Origin of the sequence: Halorubrum sp. LN27 (assembly GCF_016635065.1) — an archaeon.
In the GTDB taxonomy this organism is placed as follows: Archaea; Halobacteriota; Halobacteria; order Halobacteriales; family Haloferacaceae; genus Halorubrum; species Halorubrum salipaludis.
Map to the genome: position 1 here is coordinate 2,182,734 of NZ_JAEPET010000001.1, position 15,639 is coordinate 2,198,372.

Sequence of the window (15,639 nt, forward strand, 5' to 3'; positions counted from 1 at the left end):
AATGTGGGTTTGACACCTTCCGTTCAGCACGGGAGGAGGTCAGGTCCCCACCCAGGCATCGACAAGCCGACCCTGCCACTGCGGCCGTTCTTCCCACGCATCACCGGAGAACCCGGTCGCGAGGAGGAACTCGCCGGCCTGCAAAAGATAGCCATACTGCACACCGGGAAAATCATCGAGATCTGTGCGAGTACTGCCTGCCTCGCGGTGGTAGTAGCGATGCCATGCGATCGCGTCGTCGCTCGTGTTTGTCTCCGGCACGATCGGCTCGCGACCCTCAGTTTCGCCGGCCTCTAAAACCGCATCTAAGCGCTTGCTGGCACGCTCAGCGCTAGAATATCGCTGGACGTACACTGATACCCCGTCAAGATCCCCGGGGGGCCCACGGAACGCCGCACCGCGGCGGCTGGCCGGTTTCGGGCGAGAAGCGATGGTGACGAACAGCTCTGCGGTTCGGCCGTTCGTTTGAATAACCGGACCAAGCTGCTCACGAAGTGTTTCCCGTCGCTCTTTAGGCAGGGCCTCATCAGTGAAGGTCGGTAGGTACGTCTCTGACTCCTCCGAGTACGGTTGGTACGCGAGTGTCGAGAACTGCCGGTAGCCGGGAGCTGCAAGTTCGGCAAGGACTTTGTCGGGAGCACCCGGTACGAGCCGTTGAAGCAGCCGGTTGTGGATCGGATCTCGGGAAAACCGCCTCCCGATGTAAATCGGCGTCTGGATCTGGAAAAATGACAGATGCATTCGTTCGAGCTCCTCCACAAACCTGTCAGCATCGTTCCGGCGCGCGAACCGGGTGAGCACCGGAATGTGGTTGTCAGTTCGTGCTTGGACCAGTCCAGCCGGCTTAAAATGTGGTTCGAGTGCGGCCGCTGCGCGCTCAGCTGCGTCGTAGCCAGCGGTCTCAAGCTGTTCGGCCATCAAAACTGTCGGGTCCGTTTGTCCGTCGATCGACTCACGGACCGATTCAATCGCCGTAAGCACGTCGGCAGTCGCCTCGCGGTAGGTGTCAATCGCGGAGGGGTATGACACGGCGAACCAAATCGTGTCGTCGACGATCGATCGGGTTGCTGCGGCGAGTTCGGAATGTGGCCCGGGGTTGTCGTCTGCCGGGTCATCTGCCGGATCGTCGTCCGGCGCCATCCCCCCATCCGGATCGCTCTCATTGGGTGCCGGCTCATCGGGGTAGGTGACCCCCTCAACGTCGAGACAGCCAGTGAGACAGACCACAGCACCGGCGGTTAGGAGGTTGCGTCGGGTCCGTTGCACGCTCCTCTATCAGAGAGGAAAGAACTTAAATCATCCCGAGGTGCCTGGTCGTCGGCCACAGAGAGCTCACGCAAAAGCCTCAATATCACGCCCCGAGGCGGGTCACCCGTCTCTTTCGGCTTCGAAGTCGAAGCTGTGATCCGTCTCTCCGTCGAAAGCCTCAACAGACGAGTCGGCCGCGTTGTGCTTGTTGGTATTATCGACCTCCGAACCGTCGTTTTCGTCTACATCACCGTCATCTTCGCCCCCAGCAGTGTCATCAGTCAGTACACGATCGGGATCGACTTCGTCTTCACGCTCGTCGTCACCGAGATCGCTGTCGCTGCCGCCCGCTGTATCGTGATCATCCGTAGTCGACAGAGAGTGCATGGAAACTGCCTGTCGCTGTATCTCATCGATCCGGGGGATGTCCGTGACGTTCGAAAGAACGACCGTCGCTGTAATTTCTGTCGCACCGGAAACCGGTTCATCGCCAGCCAGTACTTCTACTGTTGTCGTCTCCTCCTCGAGGAGGTACCGGCCAGTCTCGAATCCCTTTCGCGAGATAGTGTCAGGTGGGCCGGAGAGGATCAGCAAGACCCGATCGGCAGAAGTGACCGCACATGGGAGGGTTAGCTTCGATTCGAGCGCTTGCCGTATCAGTCGCTTGATGGTCGCAGCGTCAACACCGCCATCGTCTGTGTCATTCGAGAGGCCGAGTAGCTGGAGCAGCCGCGCGAACAGGTCGTTGTCGTCGCGGTCGAGCTCGTGAGTCGCGTAGCCGATGGTTGCGACACCGCCGACTTCGAGTGTCCGGCTGAGATCGGCCGAGTCGACACGCATCTCTGAGATGGCCTCTGGGTCGCGCTCACCAGCACCGAAGAGCGCTAACAGGCGAGTGACGATGGCCTCATTTATGTTGTTATGGCGTGCCGCAACCGAGTCAGTGCCGTGCCGCCACTCCTCGTTATCAACTAAGAAGGTGGCGTCCGCGAGCGGTACGAGCGTTCGGATCCCACGGGCCGCGGTGAGAGCCCGCCGGTCCGGTTCCGTCGTTGATGGCAACGCACCGAGAACGTACACAGGCGTCTCGTAGATTGCATTGAGTTCCTCAAGTAGAACACTTCCCACTCCACTACCCGTGCCGCCACCAAGCCCAGCAACCAGCATCGTAGCGGCCACCTCAGTTTCATCAATCTGATCGAGCGCACGACGGATCTCTGGTAGGTCTGCCTCGGCAACCGTAGCACCAACATCGGGGTCGCCGCCGACACCGTAGGAATCAATCGTGTCCGCGTGTGTTCCTGTGTGGACACGATCAGCGTCGCCACCCTTGCCTTCGGCAGACGCCGACACGTCCGCAGAGTCCGGTCGACGCTTGACGGCAGAGTGGGTGTCGCCGAGTAAGACCCGTCGCTCTTCGGGAATCGTCCTCGTGTCTTCGAAGACCCTGTCGTCGGTGTTAAACACGAGGATGTTCCCCGTAGTGATCGATCGTCCCGTTGCCTGCTCGCGACGAACGAAGTGATCGACGATTCGAGTGCCTGCGTCACCGACACCAACGAGCGCGAGCTTCATGTGCTCACCGGCAACGACCAATGACCGCCAACACCTAGACACCGATCGAAACGGGGAGGACAGCTGTCGAGGATACCCCGGTGACGGATTCTGCGCGCGATGGGGGACACGCGATCCACGGCCTCAGACAATCGGGTCCAGATCATTGTCGTCGTCAGTAATCAACGACTGGATCTCTTCTTCGCGGACTGCGTCCTGTTCTCTGATCTTGTTCTGTGCATCGACTGCCTGATTCTGTATCTCATCGATCCGGGGAGTCTCTGTGACATTCGAAAGAAGTACCACTGCCGCAAGCGTCGACGATCCAGGTCGGGGGTCGTCGCCTGCAAGAACGTCGACCGTGTCAGCCGCTGATTCAAGCCACTCACGAGCAGACTCAACTCCTTTCCGTGAGATGGCTTCTGGCGGCCCGGCAAAGACGATGAGCGCACGGTCCGCGCTCGACACCTCACAGGGGACGGTCAATCGAGAGTTGACTGCCCGGCGGACGAGACCCTTGATTTTGGCGGCATCAGTAGATTCATCTTCAGATTGATCTGACTCGTTGAACTTCGACAGCAGACCTTGCTTTGCGGGCGCGAGCTCAGTCGAAGCGTAGCCAATCGAGGAGACCCCGCCCGTATCCAAGGTACGCATGATGTCGCTCGAGTCCATCGCGTTCTCGCCCACCTCAGACTCGTCAACTTCACCAGCCGCCAGCAGGGTAACAATTCGGGTCGCAAGTTCCTCATTCATCTCCTCGTAGCCCTGCTCTATCGTCTGGCCACGTGAGCGCCAGGCGTCGTTATCGAAGGCGATGAAATTATCTACCTTGTTGACAAATGACTGGAGCGAGCGAGCGGCATTAAGTGCGGGGCGTCCGCCCTCGTATTTGCCTGGGAGCACACCGAGGCCGTACACCGGCTCGTCGTACATCTTCTGGATTTCGTCGATAACAACCGGTGCGGCACCGCTACCAGTGCCACCACCGAGTCCGGCTGCGACAAGTACTGCGTCAACCTCGTGGATCTCGACGTCGTCGAAGACGCGGCGGATCTCATCGATATCAGTTTTCGCAACTTCGGCACCGATCTCGGCGTCACCACCGACACCGTGGCCGCGAGCCTTCCGGTGTGTGTCACCCATGAGAACGCGACGGTCCTCGGGGATGTTCTCCGGTTTTGCGAGGTCCGTCCGCGCCGTGTTGATGATAAGAGCGTGCCGACAGAGGTTCCGTCCGGTCTCGACCTCAAACTCGATCATCTGATCGATGAGTTTGCTTCCAGCGTTTCCGACACCGATCGTAGCGAGCTTCATCGGTTGAGCCCCCATGAAGACTCAGCAGAGAGATGTGCGCGCGACTGTTGTCCGTCGATCGCGGCGGCGACGCAAATCATGTTATCCATATGGTTATCGGAATACATGGACTCGACACGTATGAAGATACGTCAGACGCACAGATGTGTGACCTCCTCGTGGTAGATTGGTTTCCAGTCACGGTGGCCATACCAGATCTGGTCGGAACCGTTGAGGGCATAGGGACTGTCTGCGCCGCTATTCGGGCCGGTTTGGTGCTCCAGATTGTCTTGAGATGCCGCTAGCCTCTGGCTGAAGCAGGACGATCTTCATGTATACTGCTTTCTTCCCGGCCAAAGACACTGATTCTCCTAGTTCTGCCAGTCTACTGGTGAGCGTGCGTTCATCTTGGGTCGCATCCCACCAACAAATTATTAATGATCGAATATGAATAACTAATTGAGTGGTATGTATGACCACACCAACCAATGCGGAGGCAGAGTCGCATCATCACTCGACCCGTGAGATCGAGTCGCGTGAGAGTGCAGTCTGGCGGCTCCTCGAGTGTCTGGTTGGAGGCGTCGCGGCCGGGATCGTCTTTTTACTCTCGCTTCCGATGTTAGCCGATATTGCACGTCCGCTCCAATCACTGTTACCGACTGGACTTCTCTTTGCGTTTTTGTTTGTGTGGCTGTTCCTGTGGCTGCTTACTGCTGCCTCCCATGAACGAGTAGTCACGTAGCGAGGAAAGAAACTGACAACGTCCCAATGAACTACGTTTCTCGCCGACTGGATCACTCGTCGTCGCCGGCCCGAGAGAGGAATACGATCGCCGCACCAAATAGTGTCACGTTCTGTAGGAACGAGGTAAGTGCTTGATCGCGTGACTCGTCGTCGACCGCCCAGACGTTGTGCATCATCGGCGTTACACCGAGGAAAAACGCTGTAACGCTGCCAGCGGATAGTTGCGGGCGCTTCCAGGCACCGATACCGAGGTTCCCGCCCAACAGGAGGCCGCTGGCCGCCGGCACAAGCGCGTCCGCCCGCGGTACGCCCTTGGGCGTCTGCGTACGCGATCCAACTCATCAATATCCGTGAAGTTTCGTACCGGCAGCGTGGACAGTCCGGCAGCGAAGAGAGTCACCCGTACGCCGCAGGCGATTCACTATTGTCGGTCGAATCTGCCGTATGTGCGATCACTTCCTCGGTCCCACTCGGTCGCTGTGCGGCTTTGCTCACAGATGATCCGGATGTATCTCCCATCGCCTGAATTAAGGGATACTCCGGGGTTAACAGACGGTATCGGACTCGTCACCGCTCAAGTATTGTGTACAGGGGGTGCAAGGCGACTCCCCCGGGGCTTGACCCGGGGTGAGTTCACCATTGCGTTCGTGGTTTCCGGTTCACCCACATCTCTCTCATCAATATCGAAACAAATACTGAACCAAGAGATAAGTATATTTGGTAGAAACATGTATCGAATCATGCTGAAGCACCCGTAAGTGTTTGACGTACCAACGTTCGCTATCGGATGCTTCGGCACGCACCTGTAAGGCGATCTCAGCGTGATGGTTTGGGTCGGGCAACCCTCAGCGGAGATGTTCCAAGACGATCTTCGGGACACTAACCGTACCATCACGTGAATCGCCTTTTGCAGGGCGTCATTCATACTCTCACAGCAAGAGAAGTCACCTACCTAGACTCTGCGCCGATCTTCTCTGACTCGCCGGTGAAACAGACGGCGAGCGGCCGACAACAACAGACATCAAAGAACGCGGGATGCACAGGCTGCCCACCGACAGAAACCGATTCGGGTCATGGCAGAAAACACTGATCAACGTCAGGTTTGAACCACCACCACAGGTGTGACGGCTGACGAACTGCCTCGCCGATCTCCGCCGCCGGCGCAACAAGCTTGGTGAGCGGCCAACGACGGCGAGAGTTCGTGACCACGGCGAATATACTGTTCGAACCTAGTACGACCGGTTTGGGCCGTGGGAAGATACGCTTGGAAGGAGTTTAACCAGAGACGGTGACCCGAGTCATGTCGATCTGTTCGTCAAAAATAGTGCGGTGGGAAGGGATTGACCGATGATGAGGCAATCGATGCGGAGTGGGCTCAGCATGGGGGAAAAGATACCCGCTCTCAATAGAGACAAGAGATCCCAATACCCATGCGTTGGGTCGACTCATGAATAGATGTTGGTTTTCCGCACATTGTTACTCATCAGATGAAGCCGTCCGGACCGTGAGTGGCGCAGGCTTCAAATCGGCACTCGCCGAACCACTGCACAATGCGAATGCGTCGAACCCTGCTGACAACGGGCTTCGCTGGACTGGTCGGACTCGCCGGGTGTTCCGGTACGACACCGAACTCGGGCGATGGGAACCCTGACGGGGTCGACGAGGGTACCGGTTCGAGCGACGGCGCCGGTTCGGACGACGCAGGCGACGATACCAAATACGACGCGACCCGGATTGGGTTCGTGGGCGATCTCATGTTGGGTCGGAGCGTCAACGAGCGGTGGGCCGGCGACGACGAGCCCGAAAACGTCTGGGGCTCGACGCTCTCGCGCCTCGAAGCACTCGACGGACTGGTCGGGAACCTGGAGTGTTGCGTCTCCGATCGCGGCACGAAGTGGCCGGACAAGGGATACTACTTCCGGTCAGACCCGGAGTTCGCCGTGCCGGCGTTGGAAGCCGCGGGCGCCTCGTTCGTCTCGCTCGCGAACAACCACGTCCTCGACTACGGGGAGCGCGCGCTCCGAGACACCGACTCGCACCTGAGCGACGCGGGGATCACGCACGCCGGCGCCGGCACCGATCGAGAGGCCGCCCTCGAACCGGCCGTCTTCGAGGCGGGCGACCTGATGGTCGCCGCGTTCGGGCTCACGGATCAGGCCGAAGAGTTCGCGGCGGGAGACTCGGACCCCGGAACCGCGTTCGCGACGCTCGATCCCGCCGCGCCCGCGACCCGCACGCTCGTCGAGGGGATTCTGGACAGCGCAGCAGATCACGACCCCGACCTCGTCGTCGCCTCGCTCCACTGGGGGCCGAACTGGGAGACCGAGCCCCGCGGGGTCCACGAGCGGTTCGGTCGGTGGCTGATCGACCAGGGGGTCGACGTGGTCCACGGCCACAGCGCGCACGTCCTCCAAGGCGTTGAGGTGTACGAGGGGCGCCCGATCATCTACGACGCCGCGGACTTCGTTGACGACTACATCAGCTACGTCGACCGCGAGGGCGTCCGCAACAAGCGGAGCGCGCTCTTCGAACTCGCCGTGCGCGACGGCGACCTCGACGCGCTCGAAGTCGTCCCGATCGAGATCGCCGACGAGGCGGCGACGCTCGCGGACGACGAGGTTGCGGAGTGGGTGCGCGACACCCTCACCGAGCGGTCCGCGGCGTTCGACACCGAGGTCGAACAGAGCGACGATCACTTGGTGATCCCACTAGGCGACACTGAGACGAGCAGTTAATCGGAGACGCGAAAGGTCCGCGTGGTGTCTCGGTCGCCGTGGACGACATCGATCTCGACGAGCCCCAGCGAGGTGAAAATGCTGTTCCAGTCCCGGTAATAGAGGGGCGTGTCGTCGTCGACGTAGTTCACGTCCGGGTCGGACGGGGCCGAGTCCCGCACCGGCCGCTCGATCTCCGCCGTGATGAGGACGCTGTCGGTGATTCGGGCCACCTCCTCGAAGACCCACTCCACGTCGGGGTGCAGGTGCTGGAGCGTTTCGACCGAGTAGACAGCGTCGAACTGCCCGTCGTCGAACGCCTCGATGACCTCTTCGATCGGGCCGCAGTGAAACGTGCCTTCGGCGGCGAGCGCGGGATAGGTCTCCCGCATCGTGTCGAACGCCTCGGGGTTGATGTCGACGCCCGAGAAGTCCTCGAAGCCGTTGTCGGCGAGATGTGCGAGATGGCGGCCGGACCCGCAGCCGAGCTCGAGGACGGACGCGTCACGGGGGAGGGATCCGCTGAGAATCTCACAGATCACCCGGCTCGTTTCGTTGGGGCCGTGATGCGCGTAGTACGCGGGCGAGTACTCTCCCGCCCGGTTTTCCCACGTCTCTCGGACGGAATTGTGATCCACGTGTGTGACCACGGGGAACGCAGTGAATAGCCTTGGGATCACGCCGGCGAGAGCGCACAGCGCCACCGACGGGGTCTCGATAGGGTTCCGCAGTTCGATCAGTGTCGCCGCTTGCGCTGAAGCGCGAAGCTTTTCCTTGAATCCCCCTAAGAGACGATAGCTCTAATGACAGCAGACGACGGTTCCAAACGCGTTCCCAGCCAACCGGTCGTTGTACAAGAGAACACTCATCAAAACGAGATCCCCGACAACATCGACTCGGAGCTGTACTCGACGGACAGACCCTCCAACTCGTTCCACGAGTTCAAGATCGAGCCCGATGACGACCTCGTCGAAGCGCTTCGCGACAACGGCTACACCGTGGAGTTCCGAGACCGGTGAGGTGAGTCCGGTTCGATAGGACTGTTCTTAGAGGCGCATTCCGACCTCGTCCTAGTCCTTCGTGGAGCCGACTTCCGGAGCGGCTCGCTCCGATTCCCCGTCTCGGCATCCCTCGCCCGGATATCGTCTATGTCGACCCCGTTCGCTGCTGGCGTCCAAACCCACTTGGGTCGCCTTCGCCTACGGCGACCGTGACGAACACCAACCGCGAGTGGCTGCTCGCCGAGCGACCCGACGGCGAGCCCGATCAGGACTGTTTCGAACTGCACGAGACGGACGTGCCCTCCCCCGCGCCCGGCGAACTCCTCGTTCACACCCGGTTCCTCTCGGTCGACCCGTACATGCGCGGCCGGATGCGCGACGCCGAGTCCTACGCGGAGCCGTGGGACGTGGGCGACGCACTCAAGGGCGGGATCGTCGGCGAAGTGGTCGAAAGCGAGAGCGACGCGTACGACGCCGGCGACCTCGTGACGGGCGAGGGGCGGTGGGCCGACTACGCGACCCTCGACGCCGACGACGTCGCGCCGGTCGACCCGACGGTCGCCGATCCGGCGGCGTACCTCGGCGTGCTCGGGATGCCCGGCCGGACCGCCTACTTCGGACTGTTAGAGGTCGGCGAGCCCAAGCCCGGCGACACCGTCGTCGTCTCCGGGGCCGCGGGCGCGGTCGGCTCGGTCGTCGGCCAGATCGCGAAGCGCAACGGCTGTCGCGTGGTCGGGTTCGCCGGCTCCGACGAGAAGACCGACTGGCTCACCGACGACCTCGGCTTCGACGCCGCGATCAACTACAAGACGACCGACGACTACCGCGCCGCGCTCGACGAGGCCGCGCCCGACGGCGTGGACGTGTACTTCGACAACGTCGGCGGCCCCATCACGGACGCCGTGTTCACGAAGCTGAACCTCGACGCGCGGGTCGCGGTCTGCGGACAGATCGCCCACTACAACGACGAGGGAGTCCCGACCGGACCGCGGAAGCTCCCGCAGATCATCCCCGTGCGAGCGCGGATCCAGGGGCTGCTCATCGCCGACTTCGCGACCCGGTTCGGCGAGGCGAGCGAGCGACTAGGGCGGTGGGTCGCGAGCGGCGAGCTGAAACACCGCGAGACGGTCGTGGAGGGGTTAGAGAACGCCCCCGACGCCTTCCTCGGGCTCTTCGCCGGCGACAACATCGGCAAGCAGGTGGTGCGGGTGTCGGCCGAGGACGAGGAGTAACGAGACGGGCTCGGAGGCGCTGACTGGCCGTCTCGGCTCGCGAGACTCAAATATATGAGTAACGCAAAGATATATTGATAGCCGATGCGTATCCGACGGTATGACCGAGTTCGATCCGACGCCGGAATCCGGGATCGAACGGCCTCGGTGGCAGGCGGGATCAGACACGTTCGGACGCGTCTACGACGTGGTGCTCGGGATCACGTCGGCGACGGCGTACACTGAGATCGCAGAGCTCGCGGACTGCTCTCCGAACGCCGCGAAAAAGCACCTCGACCGACTGGCAGAGATGGGTATCGCTCGCGCGAATCGGGAGAATCGCCCCGCGACGTACGAACGAGACGACGGATATCTCGAATGGCAGGACGCGAGCCGGATCGCCGCCGATCTCTCCGTCGACGAGATCCTCTCCCGGGTCGCAACGCTCGAAGAACGACGATCGGAATACGAGGAACGATTCGGGGCCACCGATCCGGACACCGTCACCGTCTTCGAGGCGGCTGACCACGAGACGATCCACGACCGAATGCGGGCGGTAAGCGAGTGGAAGGGCGTGATTCGAGACATCCGACTCTACGAACTCGCCCGTCAGCTCTCGGAAAACGACGGCCACCTGATTCCCGCCTAGCGATGGACCCTTCTTCGGGGGATCCGGCGTCCGGATCGACTGGCCCGCCCGATCGCCAGACGTTGCGCTTGCTCGAGCGACAGCTGGCGTCAGATCCGCTGGTCGCTGTGGCGGAGTTCGAACCGGACTCGCATGAACCGCAGCTCCTTCGCGGGACGCTTGATACCGAACGATACCCCGGTTCGGAGACCGCGGCGCAGATCGATATCCGGTGGTTCACGACGGGCGATTTCTCGATACACTACCGCGAAGTGCGCGGTACAGATCAGTGGGAGTGTCGCTGGGACCGACACCCGAACACGCACAACGCTCGGGTACACTTCCACGAACCGCCGACGGGCGTGGAAGTCTCGAACCTCGAACTTTCTTCCCTGCATCCACTGGACGTTTACTCGACTGTGTTCGAAGCGATCGATCAGCGCATCGAAACACTCTGGTCAGATTCGTCCTCTGAGTGACCCTGGGGATTCCGCCTCATTTGACATCCCTCACGGCTGGAGCCGTTGGCTTTCTCCGTGATTTCCTGAAGCCCAACCGTTTTTCCGCCGAACAGATTCCTCAGGACGCGCGAGCTAAATCGCCGGCCCGATCTCGCCGAGCGCGTCGGCGTCGTCGATCGCTGCCGACAGCTCGATCGTGGCCTCGCCGAGCAGTTCGAGGCGGTCGTAGAGGTCCGCGTCGGTTATCTTTCCGTCGTCGAACTGGTCGCCGTTCGCGTACGTCGCGCCGCCGACCGTGTGCGCGCCGAAGAACGCGAAGACGGGGCGAAGCTCCTGGTCGACCGCGAGGAAGTGGTGGTCGGTCGCGCCGGTCGCGACGAGCCCGACCGCCGCGTTCTCGAAGGGGGCCACGTCCCCCTGCCACTGCCCCCGCGGAACCATGTCGAGGAGGTTCTTGAGCGCGCCCGAGTACGAGCCGCGGTAGACGGGCGTCCCGACGACGTAGGCGTCGGCCTCGACGATCAGATCGAGCGCCGCGGCGGTGTCGCCCTCGTAGTTGTCGATGCCGCGGCCGTCAGCGGTGTCGAGGTCGTACTCTGCGAGGTGGAGGATTTCGGTGTCGACGCCGTGCTCGGCGGCCGCCGCGTCTAGCGCGACTTCGACCGCGGTCCGCGTCCGGGAGTCGGCGGAGACGCTGCCGACGATCCCGAGGAGCGTTCGGTCCGACATCTATCGGGCCACCTTCGCCCCGCCGACTTCCTCGATCTCGTCGACCGCGTCGACCTCGTCGGGGTCGAGGGGGTCGGCCTCGTCGATCGCGGGGATGATCGTCTCGCCGAAGCGTTCGAGCTCCTTCTCGAAGTCGAGGAAGCCCGCGAGGACGATGTCGATCCCGATCGCGTCCAGTTTCCGGATCCGCTCGACGATCTGGTCGTCGGTCCCGATGAGCCCGGTCTTGAAGCCGTCGTTGTACTGGACCAGGTCCTCGAAGTCGGAGTCGGCCCACATCCCCTCGCCCTCGTCCGACGACTGGCCGGCCTGTTTCACCTGCTCTTTGAACGCGTCGACCGCCTCGTCGGTCGCGTTCTCGATGATCCCCTCGAGGACCTCCTTGGACTCCTCTTCGGTGTCGCGCTGGATGACGAACGCGTTCGCGGCGAACCGCGGTGGCTCCGTGCCGAACTCCTCGGCGTACTCCTCGACGTCGTCGATGACGGCGCGGATCTCTTGGAGGCTCCCGCCGTTGATGAAGAGCACGTCCGCGTGTTTCGCGGCCATCTCTCGGGCCGCCTGCGAGTTCCCGCCCTGGAACACCTGTGGGTACGGGTCCTGGACCGGCTTGGGCTCTAAGGGCGCGCCCTCGAAGCCGTCGATGTCCTTGCCGATGGTGTAAAAGCGGCCGTCGTAGGTCGCGCGGTCCTCGGTCCACAGCGCTTTCAGCACCTCGATGAACTCCGACGAGCGGGCGTACCGCTCGTCGTGTTCGAGCCACGGCTGGCCGAAGCCGGTGAACTCGCCTTTGAACCAGCCGGAGACAACGTTGATCGAGAAGCGCCCGTTGCTAATGCGGTCGGCGGTCGAGATGAAGTTCGCCAGCGGGCCGGGCTCCCACAGCCCGGGGTGGACCGCGCCGATCACGTGGAGCTCATCTGTTTGTGCCGCAAGCGCGTTGGCGATCGACAGCGCCTCCAGCTGTTTGTCCGCCCCGTAGCTGCCGAAGAAGCGCGCCTGTGCGAGCGCGTAGTCGAACCCGACCGACTCCGCCGTGCGGGCGAGATCGAGGTTGTAGTCGTACGTCCAGTCCGTCTCCGTGTCCCAGTCCGAGACGACCAGCCCGCCGCTGACGTTCGGCACCCAATAGGCGAATTCCGTGTCCATACGCGCTCGTCTCCCCGTACGGCCTTAATCCGGTCCGCCACGGCCAACCCTGTCGGGGTTCCCCGATAGCGGCCGCGTTTGTTCGGGAACTCCGTCACCGGCAAGGATTGACAGCAGTTCGCCGTGATCGGTCTGCGAGATCGCGAACCCGCTCGAAGAAGCCGTCTGCGCAGGCTCGGACGCGAACCTCAGTCGCCTGTCCCGATCGGGGTCGCGGCGTCTCTGTACCGCTGGTACTCCTGTTCCGCCCAGAGGACTGCCCGGTCGGAGGACGCCAGGAGGTTCGCGCGCATCGCCCCGTCTTCGTATATCGTGAGTCCAGCATGGGTTTCCTGAGCGTTCTCGACGACCCACACCGCATGCGAGAACGACTCGTCCGTGACGAGCAGATCGACTCCCGAATGTGATCTGAGCTCCGTGAACTCGGCGTCGTAGTGTTCGAGGACCGAATCGAGAAGGTCGCGGTCAAAAACGAGTTCCAGTTCGGTTCCGTCGCGGTCCGTCCAGCCGTTCAGGAACTCGAAGTAGGAGTCGAACGCAACCGGCGCGGTCCCGTAGAACCGCGTCGCGTCCGCCACGAGCTCCGTCGACGGGTTGTGAGCGAGATCCGGCGTCTTCGAGAAGGAATACACGTCGGCGTCCGTGATGAAGTCCTCAGAGATATTGACGTCTGCCGAGAGCGCGTTCAGCAGTGCCGCGTTCGACTCGACCGTGTCCGACCCGCGCCGATAGTTACGGTACATCTCCAGCGCGAGTCGCCCCGCGGTCGTGAGTTGATATCGAGAGGTACCGGGGCGAAGCGGAGTGATGCATTCGGCGTTCAGGAGCTCCCTCACTGCGCGGTCGACGGTGGACCGCGATCGGTCGATCGACTCGACGATGTCCCGCTTCGTTCGCTGACCCCCCTCAATGGCCGTCAGAACGTCGCTCCGCTTCGCGACGATGTCTTCGAGAGACGAATCCCTACCCATGCTACGTATTGGGCGTCGATATACCCGGCAATAGGTCTCACTATGTTCTTGTCATTCACTAAAGGAATCGCCGGACTATGAGACGAACGCTCCTGCTCTTCACTCACTTCGTTCGCTCATGCGCGGGACCGGATTCGAACCGGCGGACCCCTACGGGATAGCGTCCTAAGCGCTACGCCTTTGGCCTGGCTCGGCAACCCGCGCGCGACCGAGCGTAGGCGAAACCGACTCAAGAACCTGACGAACCGCCGACGGCGACGCATCTGTATAAGTGCGGTGGCGCGTGCCTCCGAGCGGCGCTTTGCGCCGCGAGACAGCACGCGCGAGGGAGTCGGTGGCGCCTTATAAGGCGCCACCGACGAGGCTGGGGAGGTGTGAGGTGCGGTCGCGGTGCGGGGCGGGACTCAAAGGGGCAGCCGTGAGGACGAAGCACGGCGACGCAAGCACTGCAAGGAGCGAGCAACGCGAGCGACTGAAGCGCGCAGCGAGCAGCGCGAGTCCCGCGAGCACCGCGAGCAGGACCACGAACGTCGCAGCCCGCGCAGCGAAGCGAGCAGGAACGACGTTCGGAGGTCCTCCCGGCTGGGGCTTTGGAGGCCTCCGTCATCGATCTGTGTTCGATCGTTTATAAGCGATCGACTGAGGCGCGATCGGCGTAGAAATCGCCGCCAACAGCCCTCGCCACCACGTATCAGCAGAACTCGCAGTCGCAGTACGCTTCACACACGGGGTTGTCGCAGTCGGCGCCGCGGGCCGAACAGTGCTCGCGGCCGTGCCGGATCAACAGCACGTGGAGCGGGTAGGTCAGCTCGTCGGGCACCTGTTCGTCCAACAGGTCGTGTGCCGCCTGGTTCGACGCCGACTCCGGCACCAGTCCGAACCGCTTGGAGACGCGCTCGACGTGGGTGTCGACCGCCATCGTCGGCTTCCCGAAGTGGAAGTTCAACACGACGCTGGCGGTCTTCGGCCCCACACCCTTGATCTCGGTGAGCCAGGCCTTCGCGTCGTCGGTCGCCATCGCATCGAGGAACGCCAGCGAGTATGCGCCGCCGGTCTCCTCGCGGATCGCGGCCAGCGCGCGCTGGATCCGGGCGGCCTTCTGGTCAGCGAGCCCCGCCACGCGGATCGTCTCTTTCAGCTCGTCGTGGTCGGCCGCCTCGATCGCCGCGAAGTCGTCGTACCGGTCGAACAGCGCCGCCGTGGCCCGGCTCGTGTTCTCGTCGGCGACGTTCTGTGAGAGGATCGTCGTCACCAGCTGGCGGACCCCCTCGCCGGGCTCGGCGGTCGGGTCGGCGCCGTGCTCGGCGACGCGGTCTACCGGCTCGTACAGCGACACCAGCTCGTCGTGAAGCTCGCGAACCTCCGATTCGGTCCACGCGTGCGTCGACATATCCGCCCTACGGGCGGCGCGGACTTGAGAGCGACGACCGGGGCGACCGGGACGACACCCGAGTGCCCCTCGATCTCCCGCGCGACCTTTTTAAACCGGTGCGCCTAACGCGGGGACATGTACCGCGCGAGCGATCGCGTCGACAACGCGGCGTGGATCGACCGACTCGACGACGCGTGCGCGACGCTCGACCTCGACGAGGAGACGCTGTCGACGGCGACGGACCTCTTCTTGTCGCGCGCCCCCGACGACGATCGCGGGAAGCGCGTCGCCGCCGCCGCCAGCCTCTACGCCGCCGCACTGATCCGCGGTCAGGAGCGGTCACAGTCAGCCGTCGCCGACGCGATGGACGTCTCCAGGCTCTCCGTCCAGAAGCGCTGGAAGCCGATCTTGGAGGACGCCGGCTTCTCGCCGCCGACGTGGTGAGACCGGGAATATCGGGAGAAATAGGCGTTCTCATACCACTTCTCTCAAGAACCCTCCCTAGCGATAGGTTTATTATCTAACGTAAAGTCTCCTTTACTGTAAAGCGAGCTTTACACT

General features: G+C 62.5%; 15 protein-coding genes and 1 tRNA gene. 6 read left to right on the forward strand and 10 right to left on the reverse strand.

The window, feature by feature from the left end:
- Positions 1-39 precede the first annotated feature (39 nt).
- The 4 genes from JIN95_RS10615 to JIN95_RS16340 all read right to left on the reverse strand — a co-directional run bounded on the left by JIN95_RS10615 (position 40) and on the right by JIN95_RS16340 (position 5,129).
- A complete protein-coding gene (locus tag JIN95_RS10615; RefSeq protein ID WP_200531436.1) occupies positions 40-1,266 on the reverse strand; it encodes a hypothetical protein in 1,227 nt (408 codons plus the stop codon).
- Between the two features lie 102 nt (positions 1,267-1,368).
- A complete protein-coding gene (locus JIN95_RS10620) occupies positions 1,369-2,823 on the reverse strand; it encodes a tubulin/FtsZ family protein (protein WP_200531437.1) in 1,455 nt (484 codons plus the stop codon).
- A gap of 123 nt (positions 2,824-2,946) precedes the next feature.
- Positions 2,947-4,119 carry a tubulin/FtsZ family protein gene (locus JIN95_RS10625; protein ID WP_200531438.1) on the reverse strand — a complete coding sequence of 391 codons (1,173 nt, stop codon included), beginning with the start codon at positions 4,117-4,119 and terminating at the stop codon, positions 2,947-2,949.
- Positions 4,120-4,892: 773 nt separating this feature from the next.
- A complete protein-coding gene (locus tag JIN95_RS16340) occupies positions 4,893-5,129 on the reverse strand; it encodes a hypothetical protein (RefSeq protein WP_233138772.1) in 237 nt (78 codons plus the stop codon).
- A 1,263-nt stretch (positions 5,130-6,392) separates the two neighbouring features.
- On the opposite strand from JIN95_RS16340, the gene JIN95_RS10635 reads away from it, so the two are divergent.
- Positions 6,393-7,577 carry a CapA family protein gene (locus JIN95_RS10635; protein ID WP_200531439.1) on the forward strand — a complete coding sequence of 395 codons (1,185 nt, stop codon included), beginning with the start codon at positions 6,393-6,395 and terminating at the stop codon, positions 7,575-7,577.
- Here JIN95_RS10635 and JIN95_RS10640 read toward each other — a convergent pair.
- Positions 7,574-8,194: a class I SAM-dependent methyltransferase gene (locus tag JIN95_RS10640; RefSeq protein ID WP_200532148.1), complete on the reverse strand. Its 621-nt coding sequence runs from the start codon at positions 8,192-8,194 to the stop codon at positions 7,574-7,576. The genes JIN95_RS10635 and JIN95_RS10640 overlap by 4 nt on opposite strands.
- A gap of 165 nt (positions 8,195-8,359) precedes the next feature.
- On the opposite strand from JIN95_RS10640, the gene JIN95_RS10645 reads away from it, so the two are divergent.
- The 4 genes from JIN95_RS10645 (at position 8,360) to JIN95_RS10660 (ending at position 10,875) form a co-directional block, all read left to right on the forward strand.
- Entirely contained in the window at positions 8,360-8,575 is a 216-nt protein-coding gene (locus JIN95_RS10645) for a hypothetical protein (protein WP_095636193.1), read from the forward strand.
- A gap of 191 nt (positions 8,576-8,766) precedes the next feature.
- Positions 8,767-9,789, forward strand: coding sequence for an NADP-dependent oxidoreductase (locus tag JIN95_RS10650; RefSeq protein WP_200531440.1), 1,023 nt, complete (start codon positions 8,767-8,769; stop codon positions 9,787-9,789).
- Between the two features lie 100 nt (positions 9,790-9,889).
- Positions 9,890-10,417, forward strand: a complete 528-nt coding sequence (locus tag JIN95_RS10655; RefSeq protein WP_200531441.1) for a helix-turn-helix transcriptional regulator — start codon at positions 9,890-9,892, stop codon at positions 10,415-10,417.
- A gap of 107 nt (positions 10,418-10,524) precedes the next feature.
- The gene (locus tag JIN95_RS10660) at positions 10,525-10,875 is read left to right on the forward strand and encodes a hypothetical protein (protein ID WP_233138769.1); all 351 of its coding nucleotides are present in this window, start codon (positions 10,525-10,527) and stop codon (positions 10,873-10,875) included.
- Between the two features lie 114 nt (positions 10,876-10,989).
- Here JIN95_RS10660 and JIN95_RS10665 read toward each other — a convergent pair whose 3' ends face one another.
- The 5 genes from JIN95_RS10665 to nth form a co-directional block, all read right to left on the reverse strand.
- Complete coding sequence (locus JIN95_RS10665) at positions 10,990-11,586, reverse strand: NAD(P)H-dependent oxidoreductase (RefSeq protein WP_200531442.1); 597 nt, start codon at positions 11,584-11,586, stop codon at positions 10,990-10,992.
- Positions 11,587-12,735, reverse strand: coding sequence for a dimethylsulfone monooxygenase SfnG (sfnG, locus tag JIN95_RS10670; protein WP_200531443.1), 1,149 nt, complete (start codon positions 12,733-12,735; stop codon positions 11,587-11,589). It lies immediately after the preceding gene.
- Between the two features lie 188 nt (positions 12,736-12,923).
- A complete protein-coding gene (locus JIN95_RS10675) occupies positions 12,924-13,478 on the reverse strand; it encodes a hypothetical protein (protein WP_200531444.1) in 555 nt (184 codons plus the stop codon).
- A gap of 347 nt (positions 13,479-13,825) precedes the next feature.
- A tRNA-Leu gene (locus tag JIN95_RS10680) sits at positions 13,826-13,910 on the reverse strand.
- A gap of 487 nt (positions 13,911-14,397) precedes the next feature.
- On the reverse strand, positions 14,398-15,096 hold the full coding sequence (gene nth / locus JIN95_RS10685; RefSeq protein WP_200531445.1) for an endonuclease III: 699 nt from the start codon (positions 15,094-15,096) through the stop codon (positions 14,398-14,400).
- Between the two features lie 117 nt (positions 15,097-15,213).
- Between nth and JIN95_RS10690 the strand changes: the two genes are divergently transcribed.
- On the forward strand, positions 15,214-15,522 hold the full coding sequence (locus JIN95_RS10690) for a transcription initiation factor IIB family protein (protein ID WP_128904525.1): 309 nt from the start codon (positions 15,214-15,216) through the stop codon (positions 15,520-15,522).
- Positions 15,523-15,639: the final 117 nt, after the last annotated feature.